Below are 15537 nucleotides of genomic sequence, written 5' to 3'. Positions count from 1 at the left end.
GCCCCGGCCAAGGTGGACATCACCGCGATGATCAGGCTCCAGGCATACAGCGCACCTGCCTGAGGGAGGCCAAATCCCAGGGTTGGCAGCTGGAGCAGGTCGAATGCATAGAGCACCGGCAACAGGCAGGCGGCAGTGCCGCCGGCGCCCACCAACATCAACGCGGTCCAGAGGCCGGTGGCTTGGGCAGGAAGGGTTGTCAGGTGTTTTTGGTTAACCACGCTGAACCCCAACCACAAGGCAACCGCGCTCAACGAAAAAAACAGGCCGGCCAGCCACGAAACTGCACTTAAGGCCGGTTGGTGCAGGCTGCTGATGTTCGAAAGCAAGAGCCCTACGGTCAGGCACAATAACGGCGCCGTCAGCCGAAGCCAGGGCACTGTCTTGTTGCGGGCGTTACCGACCAGGGCCAGTAACACCGGCACCATGCCGACACAGGCAGGCGTCAATACCGGGCCACCAAACATAACGCCTGCGGCGATGCACACGCCGTACGCCAGGCAACCGGATGCGCCAAGCGCTGCGGCGAGCCAGCATTGCCCTGGGCTGAGCAATCGCAGTTGAGCGCGGCGCAGGATCATTCCGCAAACGCCCAGCACACCGACCAGCAGAAACCGTACGGCCATCAGGTCATACAGGCTGTAGTCACCGGTGACGTAGGGGGCGATGAAGTTCAGCGCCCAGCCCAGTGTGGCGACACTGGCCAGTAGCACACCGGTGAAAACAGAGGTTCGCGTTGAGGTCATCAGAGGTATCCATGAGGTAATGGATTAATGGTGCACACCCACAGGGCTGTGCTACAAACGAGTTCTCGACCCAGGATGCATAACCTCAGCTTATGAATACGCTTGGCAAAAACTTGCCGCCCCTCGCCAGCTTGTTACCGTTTGAAGCGGCGGCCCGCCTGGAAAGTTTCTCCAAGGCGGCGGATGAGTTGCACATCACCCAGGCCGCTGTCAGCCGGCAAATTCGCGGGCTGGAAGATAATCTGGGGGTGAAGCTGTTTTATCGGCGCAATCGCGCGGTCTTCCTCACCCAGGAAGGGCGTGAACTGGGGCAGGTGGTCAGCCATGCGCTGCACAGCATCAGTGACGGCGCCGCGGGTTTGCGCGCGTCCACTGACCACCGTCGTGTGGTCCTGCTCTGCCAGCTGTGCGAGGCGTTTTATTGGTTGATGCCGCGCCTGTCGACGTTTCACCAGCAATACCCGCACATCGAAATCCAGGTGGTGACCTCCACCCGGCCGCTCACTGAGTTCAATGACCACTTCGACGTTGCCCTGCAAAGTACCCGGCGTGCCAGTGGCGCTCACCCCTTGATGTTCACCGCGTCTGACGAGGTGTTTCCGGTCTGCAGCCCTGCGTATCTCAGCGCCGTACAACCCCTGGCGCTCAGCGCATTGCGCACCCACACGTTTTTGCACCACAGCGCCGCGCCACCGCACTTGATGGAGTGGGGTGAATGGCTGCAAGTGTTTGGTCAGGTATTGGCCGTGGATGCGCGCAGTGCCACTTTCGACAGCTACCCGCTGATGCTGCAAGCCGCTGTGGAGGGGCACGGTATCGCCATGGGCTGGCGTCGCACCGCCAGCCGCTTGATTGAAAGTGGGGCGTTGGTAAGACCCTGCGCCGAGACTGTGCATTTGCCCGAGGCGATTTCGGTCTACAGGCAGCAAGGCACAGGCCCGCGCAGCGAGGTTGTGGCGCTGCTGGCCTGGCTTGAAGCGCAATTGCAGGGTGATGGCTGACAGGGGCGCGACCGCCCCTGTGCTGCAAGGGCTATGGGTTACGCGTCACGCGCCAAATGGTATTGGCCAAGTCGTCGGCGATGATCAGCGCACCTTTAGGGTCCACCGTCACACCCACCGGGCGCCCACGGGTCTTGCCGTCATCGTCGCGAAAGCCGGTGGCGAAGTCGATGGGCTCGCCGGCCGGTTTACCATTGCTGAAGGGCACGAAGATCACTTTGTAGCCCACCGGGTTGTCGCGGTTCCAGCTGCCGTGCTCGCCGACAAACACGCCGTCGGCGAATTTCTCACCCAGGGCAGGGATGGAGAAGTCCACACCCAACGCTGCAACGTGGGAGCCCAGGCTGTAATCCGGTTTGATCGCACTGGCGACTTTCGCCGGGTTCTGCGGTTGCGCGCGCGGGTCGACATTCTGGCCCCAGTAGCTGTAGGGCCAGCCGTAGAACGCGCCTTCGCGCACCGAAGTCAGGTAGTCGGGCACGAGATCGGGGCCGAGTTCGTCGCGTTCGTTGGCCACCGCCCACACTTGCCCGGTGCCGGGTTGGATGGTCAGTGCCGTTGGGTTGCGGATGCCGGTGGCGTAGGGTTTGTGCGCGCCGGTGGCGGCGTCAATCTGCCAGACCATCGCCCGGTCGATTTCCACCTCCATACCGCGTTCGGTGATGTTGCTGTTGGAGCCGATGCCCACGTAGAGCTGGCGCCCGTCCTCGCTTACGGCCAGGGACTTGGTCCAGTGGTGGTTGATCTGCGCTGGCAGGTCGGTAATTTTGGTCGGCGGGCCGCTGGCCTTGGTCTGGCCGTCGCCATAGTCGAAGCGCACCAGCGCGTCCTGGTTGGCGACGTAGAGTTTGCCATCGGCAAAGGCCAATCCATACGGGGCATTGAGGTTGTCGGCGAACACCGTTTTCAGTTCGTAGGTGCCGTCACCGTCGGCATCGCGCAGCAGGGTCAGGCGGTTGCCGCCCTTGACCTGGGTGTTGCCCTGGGCCTTGATCACGCTGGCAATCAGGTCCTTGGGCTTGAGCTTGGCCGCGCTGCCGCCACGGCCTTCGGCGACAAGGATGTCGCCGTTGGGCAACACCAGGGTTTGGCGCGGGATGGCCAGGTCGGTGGTGATGGCGGTGACGCTGTAGCCTTCGGGCACCTTGGGTTTTTGCTCGCCCCAAGGGGTGGGCTCGGCAATTTTCATGCTCGGCAACAGGCTGCTTTGTTGCTCGGGTAATTTGGGATCGGGGCCGCGAGCCTGGGTTTTGTCGCCTTCACCACCACAGGCGGCCAACAACAGGGCGGTGCTGAGCAGGGTCAATGTACTGGACGTTTTCATTTCGCACCTGCGCTGCGTAGCCCGGTCCAGGTGGCAGCAAGCGCCAGCACCGTGACGATCACCGACAGTACCAGGCCTGCAGGCATGGCGGCGTACGCATCCTTGGCATGCTGGAAGGCATTGACCAGTCCCAGCCCCCAAGTGGCCAATAGCAACAGGACATACACAACGGGTTGACCCGCCTTGCGCTCGGCGCGGGCCAGATTGACCAGCGCGAACACGAAGGCGAACCCACCGAAGACCAGCGCACCGGCGATCAGCCAGGAGGCGAAGTTGGCCCACTGAATCTGGTAGGTCTGGGTGTAGGCGATGTCGCTGAGCAAGGCCCCGAGAAACAGCGGCACCGTGCCGGCCAATAGGGTCGCATGCAGCGGGCCCGGGGTTGAGTATCGGTAGACGGGAAGGGTAGTCATGGTGATGGCGGCTCCTTGTTGTACAACGCCCCTGAGGTCGGGGCGGCGCATAGGAGAGGAGCACAGCATTTGTCAGAAAGTTCATTGCCTTTCGTGTCGAAATATTATGAACTCACTGGGTAGGCCTGCGCCTAACGCCGTATCATCCAGACTTTTGTCTCAGCCAGGCCCTGCCATGACCCACCCTCGCATCGGCTTCGTATGCCAGTACAAGCATTCCGAACGTTCGCTCTCCACCAGCGCCTTGAAGTTGATTGAGGGGCCGTTCAACCCGCGCACCACCACATTGCGTTGGATGGAGGGGGTGTCGCCACCAGTGGCCCGCGACAAGCTGGTTGAGATTGTTACGCATAATCTTGAGGCTCAATTGCGCCTGCTGGCCTACGTCGCCGAGCTGCCGCCAACCTTGCGCATGCTGCGCCTGAGCAGTGACCTGTTGCCGTTTTATAGCCATCCGAAAGTGGCTGACGTGTACAAGGACCCCGCGATTGAGCGCCAGTTGATCGAAGGTTTTGCCGCTATCGGTGATCTGGCGCGCGCCTCGGACATTCGCGTGTCCTTCCACCCTGGGCAATATTGCGTGCTGGGTTCGGAAAACCCCGGCGTGGTAGAAAACAGCCTGGCCGAGTTCGAATACCATGCCGACATGATTCGCATGATGGGTTACGGCCGACGCTTTCAAGACCTCAAGTGCAACGTGCACATTGCCGGCCGCCTGGGCGTTGAAGGCACGCGTGCCGTGTGGTCACGCCTGTCCGAGGTGGCGCGCAACTGCATTACTTTCGAGAACGACGAAAAGACCTATGGCCTGGACCACTGCCTGCAAGTGGCCGACCTGGCGCCGGTAGTGCTGGACATCCACCATTGCTGGGTCAACGAAAGCGACTACATCGACCCCGACTCACCGCGGGTCGCCCGCGTGATCGACAGCTGGCGCGGCGTGCGCCCGACGATGCATTACTCCCAGCCGCAGGAAAGCCTGCAAGCGCTGGGTTTTGACGCCGAGCACAAGCTGGAAATGGATGCGCTGTTGCAGGTGGTCTCCAAGCGCGACCTGTACGCCCACAGTGCAGCGATGTGGAACTGCTGGACCAATGATTATGCGCTGCAGTTTCTCGACCGTTTCGACATCATGCTCGAGGCCAAGGACAAGAACCTCGCGGCGCTGGCATTTTATGAGTATTGGCAACATCGTTCGGCCTGAAAAAATGACAGGCTTGAAGGCCCTACATAAGGAACCGCTCCATGCCAACCCTGCATCTGCTGTGCGGCAAGATCGCCTCCGGCAAGTCCACACTGGCTAAAACCCTGGCCGCCGAGCACGCCGCCGTCGTGCTCAGCGAAGACCACTGGCTCGCGCAGCTCTATCCGGGTGAGATCCTGTCGGTTGCCGATTATCTGCGCTGCGCCCAGCGTGTTCGCGGGGTGTTGGGGCCGCTGGTGAGCAATCTGCTGCAATCGGGCGTCAACGTGGTGCTGGATTTTCCCGCTAACACACTGGCCAACCGTGAATGGTTGCTCGGTCTGGCGCAGACCGCTCAGGTGCCGCACCGCCTGCACTACCTCGAGTTGGACGACGCCACGTGCCGCGCGCGCCTGCATGCGCGCAATGCCCTGGGCGAGCATGATTTTGCCGCAACCGATGCCGAGTTGGACCTGATCACCCGGCACTTCTGTGTACCGAGTGAGGCCGAAGGTTTGGTGATTGAGGTGCATCGCCCATGAGCGCCGTTCAAGGTGTCGATGTGAAAGGTTGCGTGCTGACGGTTGCCGATGCGTCCATCCAAGCGGAATTCCAATCGTTGCTGGCCGATGTGCGCGCATCTCTGTCACCCGCAGGGCTGGGGCTGCACAGCGTTTATCTCTACGGCAGTGTCGCCAGGGGCGATGCCAGCCCAGGCGAGTCCGACCTTGATCTGACGCTGGTACTGACTGACCCGCCGGACGCGCAAGTACTCGAAGCGTTGGAACAACTGCGCCAGGCACTGGAACAACGGCACGAGGCGGTGACCAAGATCGACTTCGATATCGGCCACCGCGCCGAGGTGCTGGCGCCCGAGAACCGCAATCGCTGGGGTTTCTGGCTCAAGCATCACTGCCGTTGCCTGTGGGGCGATGACCTCTCGCTGCGCTTCGAGCCGTTTGCGCCCTCGCGTGACATCGCCCTGGCGCTCAATGGCGACTTCGAACCGGTGCTGAGCGCTTACCTCACGCGCATCGAACAGGCCGGCACTGCGCCCGAGCGGCTATGCCTGCAACGCGAGGCTGCGCGCAAGCTGATTCGGGCGACCCACACTTTGCGCGCTGGCGACGCCTCAGGTTGGCCTCAAACCCTCGAAGAGCACGTCGCGTTGTTTGTGCAGCATTACCCGACCATGCGCATCCAGATCGCCTACTTCCTGTTTGAGGCGCGCAACCCGAGTGCCGAGCGCGAGGCGTTTTTCGCGCGGCTGCAGGCCTTTGTGAGCTGGATGGTTTCAGTGCAGGCATAGACAGGTATTAGATCGATTCCAACCCGTTGGCGATGTGGCAACAGATCGCGGCGTTGCAGCGCAGCACGCTTTAGGATGTAAGGCGCAGCGTTTTTAGCTGATGTCTTTCGTCGCCTGTACCGAGTCTGCCTTGATCTCTTGCGCGAACTTGCGCATCAGCCGCACCAAGTTGTCGAAATCGCCTTCGTCCCAAGTCGAGAAGATCGACACGCCCATGCGTTCGCGGGCGTCATCCACACGGTCGGTCATGGCCTTGCCTTTTTCGGTGATCACCGACTCGCGTACGCGGCGGTCCGCCGCGCTTTCCTGGCGCAGGATCAGGCCGAGGCTTTCCAGTTTCGCGACTTGGCGGCTCACGGTGGTGTAGTCGCGGCCCACGCGGTCGGCCAGTTCGACCACGCCAATCGGGCCGAGGCGCTCAACCAGCACCAGCAGCGGAAACAGCGCACGGTCCAGGGAAATGCCGGCCTCGCGCACCATGGCTTCGTCGCGCTGCGGGCGGTTCATCACCCCGACAATTTCCACCAGCGAGCTATGCAAGTCACGCAGTTGTGCGCTCATGTGTGCGTTTTGCACGCTTTTTGTTGACACTGTGTTTCTCCGTCATAATATGTGCGTATTGCACATATAGGTGAGCCGTATGAACGAGCAATACGCTGTCGATGTCCTGATTTGCGGTGCCGGTGCGGCCGGCCTGACCCTGGCGATTGAATTGGCCAGGCGCGGCATCCGCTTCCGCCTGATCGAGAAAAGCCCGGAGCCGTTCCACGGTTCGCGCGGCAAGGGCATTCAGCCAAGGTCTCAGGAAGTGTTCGAAGACCTTGGGATTCTGGATCGCCTGTTCGCTGTGGGTGGAGTCTATCCGACTGAACGGCGCTACCGCGACGATGGCAGTGTCAGCGAGGCCCATTCCATCGAACACAACGTGCCGACAGCGGCCGAGCCCTATCAACAGCCGTTGATGGTGCCGCAATTTCTCACCGAGCGGGTGATGCGCGAGCGCCTGCTCGAACTGGGGCATCGGCCGCAGTTTGGTTGCGAGTTGGTGGCGTTCCAGCAGGATGCTGACGGTGTCACCGCGCAGCTGACCGACACTGCCGGCACGCAGGCTGTGCGTGTGCGCTGGCTGGTCGGCGCGGATGGTGGCCGCAGCTTTGTGCGGCATGCGCTGGATGTCGGCTTCCCCGGCAAGACCCTGGGTGTGCGTGCGCTGGTGGCGGATGTGCAACTGTCGGGCCTTACGCCGGACTGCTGGCACCGTTTTGGTGATGGCGACCTGCAACGCCAGATCGCAGTGTGCCCACTGGCCGGCACCGAGCTGTTCCAGATTCAGGCGCCGATCCCGCTGGACGTCGACATTGATCTGGGTGCCGAAGGGTTGACGGCATTCATCGCCAGCCGCACCGGGCGCGATGACATCCAGGTGCACGCGGTGTCCTGGGCCTCGGCCTACACGATGAACGCGCGGTTGGCCGATCACTACCGTGTCGGGCAGGTGTTCCTGGTGGGTGACGCCGCGCATATTCATCCGCCGACGGGTGGCCAGGGCCTCAATACCAGCGTGCAGGATGCCTACAACCTGGGTTGGAAACTGGCAGCGGTGGCCAACGGTGCACCGCAACCGTTGCTCGACAGCTACGAAGAAGAGCGGCGCCCGGTCGCGGCTTCGGTGTTGGGTTTGTCGACCCAACTGCTCGACAACCTGCAACGCGGCGACATGCGCCGGGGCCGGGAAGTGCATCAGCTGGATATCGGCTACCCGCACTCGTCACTTACACTGGGGAATGCGGGTCACCGCGCGCCGGACGCAAAACTGCGCGGTGCTGCCGGGCAATCGGTGCGGTTGTTTGATGTGTTCAAGGGCACGCATTGGACACTGCTGGGCTATGGCGTCGCGCCGGGCAGCGTCTTGCCTCGGGCAGGGCTGCAGGTTCATTACATTGGCGCGCACGCTGAGAGGGTGGATGAGCTGGGGCAGTTTCAGGACGCCTACGCACTGGCGATTGGCGAGTGGGTGTTGGTGCGTCCGGATGGCTACATCGGTGCGGTTGTTGCGTCAGCAGATGTCGAAAGATTGGAGGGCTACCTGTTGCAGGTAGGGCTACATCCGGTCTGAAAACGCGCCCGTCGCCTCAACGTTCAGCGGCTTTTGCAGCGGCTTTCAGCCCGGCTATTGCACTGTTCAGCGGCGGCGTGCCGGCGGTGACAAGCGTGGTGGCGCCCGCCATGGATGCATCGGTATCTACACAAATTTCGAATGACGCCATAGCCCGCTCGCCACAAGCGCTTGTCTGCTTACCCAGCACATGGGCCGCTGCCTCAAGTACCGCGATGTTGCTGGCTGCGGTGTGAAGGCAGGTTATTCGCATGATGCGTGTGCTCATTCAGGTAACACGGGCAAGTTGGCCGGCAGTGATAAGACCGCTTGCGGCCAAGGCATGCAGCGTATTCACCAATGCGCTGCGGTCGGTCCTGGACGTGACCGGGTCGACTATCAGGTATTGGCGGTCAATCCACTCATGCACATGGCGTAGCCAATACGCCTGCACCACGTGTTCGCAGTCCAGCCGCTTCAATAGGTAGGCTATTTGTTGCCAACGGGGGAACAGCTCAAAGATTGCGTTGCGGTGTGGCGCCGACAGTGAGTGCCAATCGCTGTCCAGTTTTGCGCTCAATGGGTCGTTCACGCTGGCCCAAGGCTGCTTGTTCAGTTTAGCGATGGCCGCTTTGAAGACCCTGTCCGATGGGTCTTCAAGCGCGGCAAGAAAGATACCCAGTGAGTCGTCTTGCAACAGGTGAATGGCGGCTTGCCGGACCGTAGCGTAGTCAGACTCCAGCGCCTGGGTGCTCCAGGGCGCGGTAAGCACTGTGCCCAATTCCGCTGCGAGGCCAAGGACGCCGAGCCAATCGTGCTTTGCGCTGGGCAGCGCCTGTGTTAATCGGTCGTTTAAGACAACGTTGGGATCAATACCGTAGCGGGTAGCCGCCCAGCGCGCGAGGTTGCGTATCGCTGCAGATGCATCGAGTAAGGCGTCACGCAGTACCGGTTTCGGGTCGGTGAGCATAGGCAGTAACGCGTGCAGCACACAAACGCGTACTTTGGCACCCGGTCGTGACAACGCTTCAAGTAGCAATGGCCGGGCTATTTCAGCGGGGAGCGACTTGCAGGCTGATACGGCCTGCAACCGGGTAGTCAGCTCCCGGTGGGCGAGGGCCGCGCGCAGGAGTACGGTTGGGTCGCAGGTTTTTTCGAGTAATAGCGTAAACAGGTAACGCGCCGCTTTACCTTGCTGCGTAAGGAAGTGCGCGTAGACCTGATCATGGGCGTCAGGCGATTGCAGCACCGCACGGATAGCGACAAGTGTTGGCGAATGATCAACTCGCTGGCACGCGGCCAAGGCCATCACGGGTTCCAGAACATACAGCAAGGCTGTGGCCTGAGGCGAGCACAGGTAAGGGTCCAACCCGGCTCTGGCCAGATCCCTGACCTGTGGCACCCAATCGTTCAGGCGTTCAGTCAGCGCCGCTAAGGCTTCTGGGGATGACTGGCGGCACAGCTCACGAACAGCGACTTCGCGAATGAAACCGTTGTGATAACGACTGAGTTCCACCCAATTACCCGTGCTCTCGGCGTCCGCGAGCAACGCTAACGCTTCATTGCGCCAATGATCCGACCAAGAGAGTACTGGCACTTGTCGGTTCTGCAGCCTCGTCAGCCAGTCCTGTGGAGTACTCACGCGAAATCCCTTCTGTGCATTGATACCGTGTAGGTGTTTGACACTGTACCTGATGATCTAACCTGCTTCACGCGACGACTTGCGCCGCCAACCCGTCTGAAACGTGGCTAATATGTCGTCGGCACTTTCATTGCCATTAAGGATAACCATGTCTCTGATTACGCAACGCGTCGCGTTGGCCCGTAGCGGCGCCAACGATAAAGTCATTTGCCGTATGGCGTCAGGCTGGGCAGTGATGGGCATAGGCATTTACACATCTTTTTACGGGTTGAGCAGTGTGGTTATTACGGGGCCGCTGGGTACATATCCGTTTTTTGGGTGATGGCTGAAATTGGTTCTGCTCTTACAGCGGGTCACTTTGGAAAAGCCCCAAAGTAACCAAAGGGCTATTGCCCCACCACTCGGTGCCTCGCCTAGGCTCGGTGTGCCCTCACTCCGGCTTTGGAGCGTGGGCCGCCGCGCTGGGCCAAGGATGGCCCATCGCGGCGGCCTACGGATTCAAGCCTTCGTTCTGGCATGCCGAGCCGAGGCGAGGCACCGAGTGGTGGGGCAAAGCGTTTTTTGGTTACTTTTTTAGGTGTTTGTAAAAAAGTGACTCGCTGTAAGAGCCAGCCCTTTCAAGGTCTTTGCCTAAATCGCGTCCTACGCCAATTCCAGGCTGAAATTAAGAAAAAAACGAGTTGAATTTGGTTCAGTTAACATCTCTTTTGGTCAAAAAATGATCATTTTTTGAGGCTTTTTCCAAAGACCTTGAAAGGGCTGGCTGTAAGAGCGAAACCCTAAGCCGCCGTTACCGCAGTAACGGATATGTACTCAATCTACCTAACCCGATCACAGGCTCAGCGCCACACAAAGAGTTGCGTCGATACCTATACAGTGATGGGCGACGTGCAGTTTCTGCCGGGTTACTGCCTGCTGCTGCCCGACCCCGTGGTAGCCAGCTTGAATGACCTGGACAGCGACGCCAGGGCAACCTACCTGCTCGACATGGCCCGCCTGGGCGACGCCGTGCTAGAGGCGACCGGCGCACTGCGCATGAACTACGAGATTCTGGGTAATGCTGAGCCGGAGCTGCACTGCCATATATTCCCTCGCTACGCCTCGGAACCGGATGACAAACGCAAGATGCCCGCTTGGTTCTACGACTGGAAAACCGCTACACCTTATGCAGAAGAACAGCACGGCGATTTGCGTAAGAAACTCGCAACGTTGATCAGCCGTTAACCCGCAATGGAAGCACGCGCATGATGCAACGCAATAAACTGGTCCCAGAACTGATGGTCACGGACCTGAATAAGAGCCTGGAATTCTGGGTGGCGTTCCTGGGGTTCAAGGTTGCCTATCAACGCCTGGAGGACGGGTTCGCCTACCTCGATCTGGAGGGCGCGCAGGTGATGCTTGAGCAAGTCGACCCGCTCGCCAATCAATGGCAAACCGGCGCGCTGGAGCGGCCGTTTGGGCGCGGTATGAACCTGCAAATCGACGTTGCGGCCGTACTCCCGGTTATTCAGCGGCTTGGCGCGGCGGCGTATCCCTTGTTCAAGGCAAGCAAGGACGTATGGTACAGGGCGGGCGAGGTCGAGGTCGGCCAGCGCGAGTTCCTGGTGCAGGACCCGGATGGTTATCTGGTGCGGCTGGTTGAGCGGCTGGGTGAGCGCGCGAATAGCGCTTTTCAAAAAGGAACAACGTCAAATGCGTGAACGAAAGGCTTCCCGATTACTGGTGATCAACCCCGCTGGCGACGTCCTGCTGTTCAGGTTCGTGCATAAAGATGGCGCGCTGGCGGGCAAAAATTACTGGGCCACGCCGGGTGGCGGCGTCGAGGAGGGCGAAAGCTTTCACGCGGCGGCCCTGCGTGAGTTGCGCGAGGAGACCGGGATTGTGCTCAGCGCCGTTCAAGCCTCTGTGGCAGAGCGCAGTTTTGCGCTGATGCTGCCCAGTGGCGAAACCGTGTTGGCGATTGAGCAGTTCTTTGTCGTGCAGGCGCCCAATACCGTGCTTTCAAGAGACGAATGGACGCAGGAAGAGGCCTTGGTCATGGCCGATCACCATTGGTGGACCGCAGACCAATTGCGCTCAACCACCGATACGGTATGGCCGCAGGACCTGTCTCAAATACTGGTGGACGCGGGTGTGTTTGACGCTGCCGCGTGTTGAGAAAACGCGCGGGCCGCTAGGGCTGCATTCGCGTCTACCCCACCGACCTTCGTGCCTTTACTTGCCAAGTGATAGGCCAGCGAAGCACCGACTATGCCTGCGCCGATGACCACAATGTGTGGGCCGGTGCCGTGTGCCATCTCAATCGCCATCCGCCAACAGTTCGGCCGTGTCGACGACCCTGGCGTAGTCCATCGCCAGGTTGCTCAGGGACAGTGCATGCACATCCTCGGCAGGCCAGAGCCGCCCCGACAAGTCGGTTTGATCAAAGGTGTAGCAGGCGTCCCCGGCCACGATCACGTCAAAGCCCAAGTTGCCGCCGGAACGCGCCGTAGATTCCACGGAGTTATTGGTGATCACCCCAGCGATCACCAGTTGCTTGATCGAACGCATGTGCAGCCAGCGTTCCAGGCCGGTAGCGGCAAACGCATCCGGGACGTTTTTTTCCACCACGTGCTCATGTTTGAGCGGCGCCAGCGCCTGCTGGAATTCACAGCCTGATTGGCCCGGCCAAAATACCGAGCCGGGCGTGCGTGATATGTGTCGCACATGGATGACCGGGCGTTGAGACTGCCGCCAGGCGTTCAGAAGCTGCTGGATGTGCCGTTCGGCATCCGGGTTGTTGCGACGCCCAAGGTTCGGGTCGTTCATGCCTTGCTGCATGTCGATGATCACCAGCGCTGCATTTGTCGCTAACGGTTCCATGGCATGTCCTTTTGCTGATCAGAGGCGAAACATATCAGCCCTTGCGTACACCCAAACAGGGATTTGTTCGAAAGCCGCTGCCGTTTGCCTTTAAACTGCTGCGCCGAATCTTAGTAAGCGCGCTTTTGGAGTGCTCTCCAGGGGGAGTCGTACGTTGATGAACATCGATCTATTGAGCGAATCCATGCTTGGCCACTGGTGCGTACGACCCGGTGTCGCACAGTGCGAATTTCAGTTTGGTACGCGACTGATCTACGTCGAGCACCGTGAGAGTGAGCCGCTGCGCGTGCGGCTCGCGGCTGTGCAGGGCTTGGTTCAGGCGGCTTGGGATGATTTGCCTGCGGTATTGCGGTTCGCCGAGGCGCATTGTGAAACCTACATGGCCGAGTGGATGCAGGTGTGCCGGGCCCAGGCGTCGTCTGAGTCTGCGTTGTTCGTATTCTCGATTCATATTGACCTCGATAACCCTCATCCCAGCTACACCATCGGCAAGAGTCCGGGCTTCGATTGGCACCTCATTCGCGGCGACGAAGGCGAGGATTTCTGGTTGCCTTTCAGTCGTTTGGGGTTTGAGCAATTTGAATGTGATCATTAAACTTTCTGCGCCAACCCGAGTTCATGCCTCATGCCTGCCCGCATTCGAATTGCTCTACCCGATGACGCGCCTCTATTGCCTCGTATCGAACTGAGCGCAGCTCAAGTATTCCGTGCGCTCGATGGCTTGAGCTGGCTGGCGGACACCGTCACGATGAGTGTCGAGCGTCACCGGCAGTTGATCGCGCTGTCAACCTGTTGGGTGGTCGTCGACGCTGACGCTCAGCCTCAAGGTTTCCTCAGCGCAGAGCGCCAGGGCGACGCACTGCATATTCATGAAGTATCGGTCGCGCAAGCAATGCAGGGCCAGGGCTGGGGGCGCAAGCTGGTCGAAACCGCGATGGAGTCTGCGCGCTCAACCCCGTTGCATTCGGTGACCTTGACGACCTTCAAGCACGTGCCGTGGAATGCGCCGTTCTACAGTCGCTTAGGGTTTAAACCTGAAGTGAATCAGCGCCTGGCAGACATTCTGGCAGACGAATATGCCCATGGCTTTGAACCGGATAGCCGGTGCGCCATGGCGTGGCGCGCCGTTTGACTGCCCGTCAACGCAGCTTCTCGAGCATCTGGTAGTACCACATCCCCACGGCCAGCATCGGGTTGCCGAACACGTCGCCCAGCGGCACCTTGATGTGTTTGCACCCGGCAAAAGTGTCGAACTGTTCCAGGGTGCCGGTCAGCGCCTGCGCCATGATTTAGCCCATGATGTGGCTGGTGGCGATGCCGTGCCCGGAGTAACCCTGGCAGTACCAGACGTTGTCCGACAGCTTGCCCAACTGCGGGATGCGATTCATCACAATGCCCATCGCACAGCTCCATTGGAACTCGATGTCCACGCCCTTCAGCGCCGGGAATGTGCGTTCGATGCACGGGCGCAACTCCGCTGCGATGTCGCGTGAATCGCGCCCGGAATAGTTGGCGCCGCCACCGAAGAGCAATCGACCATCGCCGGTCAGGCGGTAGTAATCGAGCACAAACCGGCAGTCGTACACCGCCAGGTCGTGCGGGTTGATCTGGCGTGCCAGTTCGCCTAGCGGCGCGGTGGTGACGATGCCGCCCATGGCCGGGAAAATTTTGCCCTTGAGCTGTTTGGCTTCGAGCTTGTGGTACACGTCGCCGGCCAGCAGCACCTGGCGTGCGTCGATGCGGCCGAAGGCTGTGATCACGGCAGGCCTGTCGCCATGCACGATTTCCAGCACCTCGGAGTTCTCGTAAATCAACGCGCCCAGGCTGTGCGCCGCGCGCGCTTCGCCCAGGCACAGGTTGAGCGGATGCAGGTGCAGGTTGCGTGTGTTTTTCAGGGCGCCGAGGTACAGCGGGCTGTCCAGATGCTGGCGCACAGCGGCCTCATCGAGCAGGCTGACCTGATCGCCCATGCCACGCCGTTGCGCTTCATCGTGAAAGGCGCGCAGCTCGGTCATGTGCGAGGGTTTCATCGCGGCATGCAAGTGGCCGTGCTTGAGGTCGCAGTCAATCGCGTACTTGCTGACGCGTTGCTCGATGATGCCGTGGCCGCGCCAGCGCAGGTGCCAGATAAAATCGTCCACCTCATCGCCCAGGCGGCTGCGCATTTGCGCGCGCATGGCCTCGTCGCCCGACAGGCTGCCGGTGACTTGCCCGCCATTGCGCCCGCTGGCGCCCCAGCCGATACGGTGAGTCTCGACAATCGCGACCTTGAGCCCGCGTTCAGCCAACTCGACGGCGCTGGCAACGCCGGTAAAACCGCCCCCGATAATCACCACGTCAACGCTGACCTGGCCTTGCAACGTTGGGTACTGGGTGGTGTCGTTGAGGCTGGCGGTGTAATACGAAGCGCTGCGCTGGGCAGCACCGATGACAGGGCGCATAGCGGCGGTCATGGGATGATCCTTCTGATAAATGAATGCCGGGCAGGCAATTTCGACTTGATCAGAAGCGCGCATCGGGCGGGCGCGCATGACGGCAATGCCACAGCGCCCAGAAGGCCAGGATGATATTGAACAGAGGATTTTCGCAGGCACGCGCCTGCACCTTCGCGAAGGAGGGGAGCAGGTGACGACGGATCAAGCATGGACGCGAAATCATGGTCGCCGATGCTCCCATCGTGCGCAGGTGCGTTCAATCGTCGTTTGTGAACCTTCAGGTATGGCTGTGTTAAACAATCAGCGCATCGACACAACGACCGTTCACACCACGCTTGCGCGATACAGGCTGCTGGTATGGCCCACACCTGCGGCCTTCAACCGCTCCACCAGATCTTCCCGCGCCGCACGCCCACCGGAACGCACGTACTCGAGCTCCGACGCGGTGATCAACACACCCGGTACCAGGCGCACGGCCGACCAGACCGGAAGCGCGTCGGGTGGGGAAAGGGTGAGGGCATTGGTGT

General features: G+C 60.6%; 16 protein-coding genes and 4 pseudogenes. 10 read left to right on the top strand and 10 right to left on the bottom strand.

Annotated elements, in window-relative coordinates; genetic code table 11:
• Positions 1-746: EamA/RhaT family transporter (locus E0F99_RS24300; protein WP_130908968.1), on the bottom strand; the 746-nt coding region annotated here is incomplete at its 3' end.
• Between the two features lie 92 nt (positions 747-838).
• On the opposite strand from E0F99_RS24300, the gene E0F99_RS24295 reads away from it, so the two are divergent.
• Positions 839-1747, top strand: coding sequence for a LysR substrate-binding domain-containing protein (locus E0F99_RS24295; RefSeq protein WP_083358599.1), 909 nt, complete (start codon positions 839-841; stop codon positions 1745-1747).
• A gap of 31 nt (positions 1748-1778) precedes the next feature.
• Here E0F99_RS24295 and E0F99_RS24290 read toward each other — a convergent pair whose 3' ends face one another.
• Positions 1779-3071 carry a PQQ-dependent sugar dehydrogenase gene (locus E0F99_RS24290; RefSeq protein ID WP_083358598.1) on the bottom strand — a complete coding sequence of 431 codons (1293 nt, stop codon included), beginning with the start codon at positions 3069-3071 and terminating at the stop codon, positions 1779-1781.
• The gene (locus tag E0F99_RS24285; RefSeq protein ID WP_130908969.1) at positions 3068-3490 is read right to left on the bottom strand and encodes a DUF2231 domain-containing protein; all 423 of its coding nucleotides are present in this window, start codon (positions 3488-3490) and stop codon (positions 3068-3070) included. The genes E0F99_RS24290 and E0F99_RS24285 overlap by 4 nt, the downstream gene beginning before the upstream one ends.
• 169 nt (positions 3491-3659) lie before the next feature.
• On the opposite strand from E0F99_RS24285, the gene E0F99_RS24280 reads away from it, so the two are divergent.
• Genes E0F99_RS24280 through E0F99_RS24270 form a run of 3 tightly spaced genes read left to right on the top strand, consistent with a single transcriptional unit; the run spans position 3660 to position 5976 of the window.
• Positions 3660-4688 carry an apurinic/apyrimidinic endonuclease family protein gene (locus E0F99_RS24280; RefSeq protein WP_083358596.1) on the top strand — a complete coding sequence of 343 codons (1029 nt, stop codon included), beginning with the start codon at positions 3660-3662 and terminating at the stop codon, positions 4686-4688.
• 41 nt (positions 4689-4729) lie between these two features.
• On the top strand, positions 4730-5209 hold the full coding sequence (locus E0F99_RS24275) for a P-loop nucleotide/nucleoside kinase family protein (protein ID WP_130908967.1): 480 nt from the start codon (positions 4730-4732) through the stop codon (positions 5207-5209).
• The gene (locus E0F99_RS24270; RefSeq protein ID WP_083358594.1) at positions 5206-5976 is read left to right on the top strand and encodes a nucleotidyltransferase domain-containing protein; all 771 of its coding nucleotides are present in this window, start codon (positions 5206-5208) and stop codon (positions 5974-5976) included. Before E0F99_RS24275 ends, E0F99_RS24270 begins: the two co-directional genes overlap by 4 nt.
• A 93-nt stretch (positions 5977-6069) precedes the next feature.
• On the opposite strand, the gene E0F99_RS24265 is transcribed toward E0F99_RS24270, so the two are convergent.
• Complete coding sequence (locus tag E0F99_RS24265; protein ID WP_083358593.1) at positions 6070-6537, bottom strand: MarR family winged helix-turn-helix transcriptional regulator; 468 nt, start codon at positions 6535-6537, stop codon at positions 6070-6072.
• 79 nt (positions 6538-6616) lie between these two features.
• Between E0F99_RS24265 and E0F99_RS24260 the strand changes: the two genes are divergently transcribed.
• Entirely contained in the window at positions 6617-8092 is a 1476-nt protein-coding gene (locus tag E0F99_RS24260; RefSeq protein WP_083358592.1) for an FAD-dependent oxidoreductase, read from the top strand.
• A gap of 16 nt (positions 8093-8108) precedes the next feature.
• Here E0F99_RS24260 and E0F99_RS24255 read toward each other — a convergent pair whose 3' ends face one another.
• Together E0F99_RS24255 and E0F99_RS24250 are read right to left on the bottom strand one after the other, a co-directional pair.
• Positions 8109-8360 carry a hypothetical protein gene (locus E0F99_RS24255; protein WP_130908966.1) on the bottom strand — a complete coding sequence of 84 codons (252 nt, stop codon included), beginning with the start codon at positions 8358-8360 and terminating at the stop codon, positions 8109-8111.
• Positions 8361-9713 carry a PBS lyase gene (locus E0F99_RS24250; RefSeq protein WP_083358590.1) on the bottom strand — a complete coding sequence of 451 codons (1353 nt, stop codon included), beginning with the start codon at positions 9711-9713 and terminating at the stop codon, positions 8361-8363.
• Between the two features lie 870 nt (positions 9714-10583).
• Here E0F99_RS24250 and E0F99_RS24245 point away from each other — a divergent pair.
• The 3 genes and pseudogenes from E0F99_RS24245 to E0F99_RS24235 all read left to right on the top strand — a co-directional run.
• Positions 10584-10937: pseudogene (locus tag E0F99_RS24245) on the top strand (HIT family protein); the annotation flags it as partial.
• Positions 10938-10957: 20 nt separating this feature from the next.
• Positions 10958-11413 (top strand): bleomycin resistance protein, encoded by a 456-nt coding sequence (locus tag E0F99_RS24240; protein WP_083358589.1) that lies wholly within the window; start codon positions 10958-10960, stop codon positions 11411-11413.
• Positions 11406-11870: an NUDIX hydrolase gene (locus E0F99_RS24235; RefSeq protein ID WP_083358588.1), complete on the top strand. Its 465-nt coding sequence runs from the start codon at positions 11406-11408 to the stop codon at positions 11868-11870. The genes E0F99_RS24240 and E0F99_RS24235 overlap by 8 nt, the downstream gene beginning before the upstream one ends.
• Before the next feature lie 29 nt (positions 11871-11899).
• On the opposite strand, the pseudogene E0F99_RS31285 reads toward E0F99_RS24235, so the two are convergent.
• Positions 11900-12010 (bottom strand): annotated as a pseudogene (locus tag E0F99_RS31285) (FAD-dependent oxidoreductase); the annotation flags it as partial.
• 1 nt (position 12011) lies between these two features.
• Complete coding sequence (locus E0F99_RS24225) at positions 12012-12575, bottom strand: cysteine hydrolase family protein (RefSeq protein WP_083358587.1); 564 nt, start codon at positions 12573-12575, stop codon at positions 12012-12014.
• A 157-nt stretch (positions 12576-12732) separates the two neighbouring features.
• Between E0F99_RS24225 and E0F99_RS24220 the strand changes: the two genes are divergently transcribed.
• Together E0F99_RS24220 and E0F99_RS24215 are read left to right on the top strand one after the other, a co-directional pair.
• Positions 12733-13170, top strand: coding sequence for a hypothetical protein (locus tag E0F99_RS24220; protein WP_083358586.1), 438 nt, complete (start codon positions 12733-12735; stop codon positions 13168-13170).
• A 30-nt stretch (positions 13171-13200) separates the two neighbouring features.
• On the top strand, positions 13201-13707 hold the full coding sequence (locus E0F99_RS24215; RefSeq protein WP_083358585.1) for a GNAT family N-acetyltransferase: 507 nt from the start codon (positions 13201-13203) through the stop codon (positions 13705-13707).
• A gap of 7 nt (positions 13708-13714) precedes the next feature.
• Here E0F99_RS24215 and E0F99_RS24210 read toward each other — a convergent pair.
• Positions 13715-15028 (bottom strand): annotated as a pseudogene (locus E0F99_RS24210) (NAD(P)/FAD-dependent oxidoreductase).
• Positions 15029-15334: 306 nt separating this feature from the next.
• Positions 15335-15537: pseudogene (locus tag E0F99_RS24205) on the bottom strand (hypothetical protein); the annotation flags it as partial.

Origin of the sequence: Pseudomonas antarctica (assembly GCF_900624995.1) — a bacterium.
Classification (GTDB): Bacteria; Pseudomonadota; Gammaproteobacteria; order Pseudomonadales; family Pseudomonadaceae; genus Aquipseudomonas; species Aquipseudomonas antarctica.
The sequence above is the reverse complement of the archived record's forward strand: the minus strand, read 5'-3'. Positions and strand labels throughout refer to the sequence as shown.

Excerpts from the sequence above, each read along its gene's own strand:
- E0F99_RS24295 (WP_083358599.1), top strand. The coding sequence starts at position 839 with ATGAATACGCTTGGCAAAAACTTGCCGCCCCTCGCCAGCTTGTTACCG.
- E0F99_RS24290 (WP_083358598.1), bottom strand. The coding sequence starts at position 3,071 with ATGAAAACGTCCAGTACATTGACCCTGCTCAGCACCGCCCTGTTGTTG.
- E0F99_RS24280 (WP_083358596.1), top strand. The coding sequence starts at position 3,660 with ATGACCCACCCTCGCATCGGCTTCGTATGCCAGTACAAGCATTCCGAA.
- E0F99_RS24275 (WP_130908967.1), top strand. The coding sequence starts at position 4,730 with ATGCCAACCCTGCATCTGCTGTGCGGCAAGATCGCCTCCGGCAAGTCC.
- E0F99_RS24270 (WP_083358594.1), top strand. The coding sequence starts at position 5,206 with ATGAGCGCCGTTCAAGGTGTCGATGTGAAAGGTTGCGTGCTGACGGTT.
- E0F99_RS24265 (WP_083358593.1), bottom strand. The coding sequence starts at position 6,537 with ATGAGCGCACAACTGCGTGACTTGCATAGCTCGCTGGTGGAAATTGTC.
- E0F99_RS24260 (WP_083358592.1), top strand. The coding sequence starts at position 6,617 with ATGAACGAGCAATACGCTGTCGATGTCCTGATTTGCGGTGCCGGTGCG.
- E0F99_RS24255 (WP_130908966.1), bottom strand. The coding sequence starts at position 8,360 with ATGAGCACACGCATCATGCGAATAACCTGCCTTCACACCGCAGCCAGC.
- E0F99_RS24240 (WP_083358589.1), top strand. The coding sequence starts at position 10,958 with ATGATGCAACGCAATAAACTGGTCCCAGAACTGATGGTCACGGACCTG.
- E0F99_RS24235 (WP_083358588.1), top strand. The coding sequence starts at position 11,406 with ATGCGTGAACGAAAGGCTTCCCGATTACTGGTGATCAACCCCGCTGGC.
- E0F99_RS24225 (WP_083358587.1), bottom strand. The coding sequence starts at position 12,575 with ATGGAACCGTTAGCGACAAATGCAGCGCTGGTGATCATCGACATGCAG.
- E0F99_RS24220 (WP_083358586.1), top strand. The coding sequence starts at position 12,733 with ATGAACATCGATCTATTGAGCGAATCCATGCTTGGCCACTGGTGCGTA.
- E0F99_RS24215 (WP_083358585.1), top strand. The coding sequence starts at position 13,201 with ATGCCTGCCCGCATTCGAATTGCTCTACCCGATGACGCGCCTCTATTG.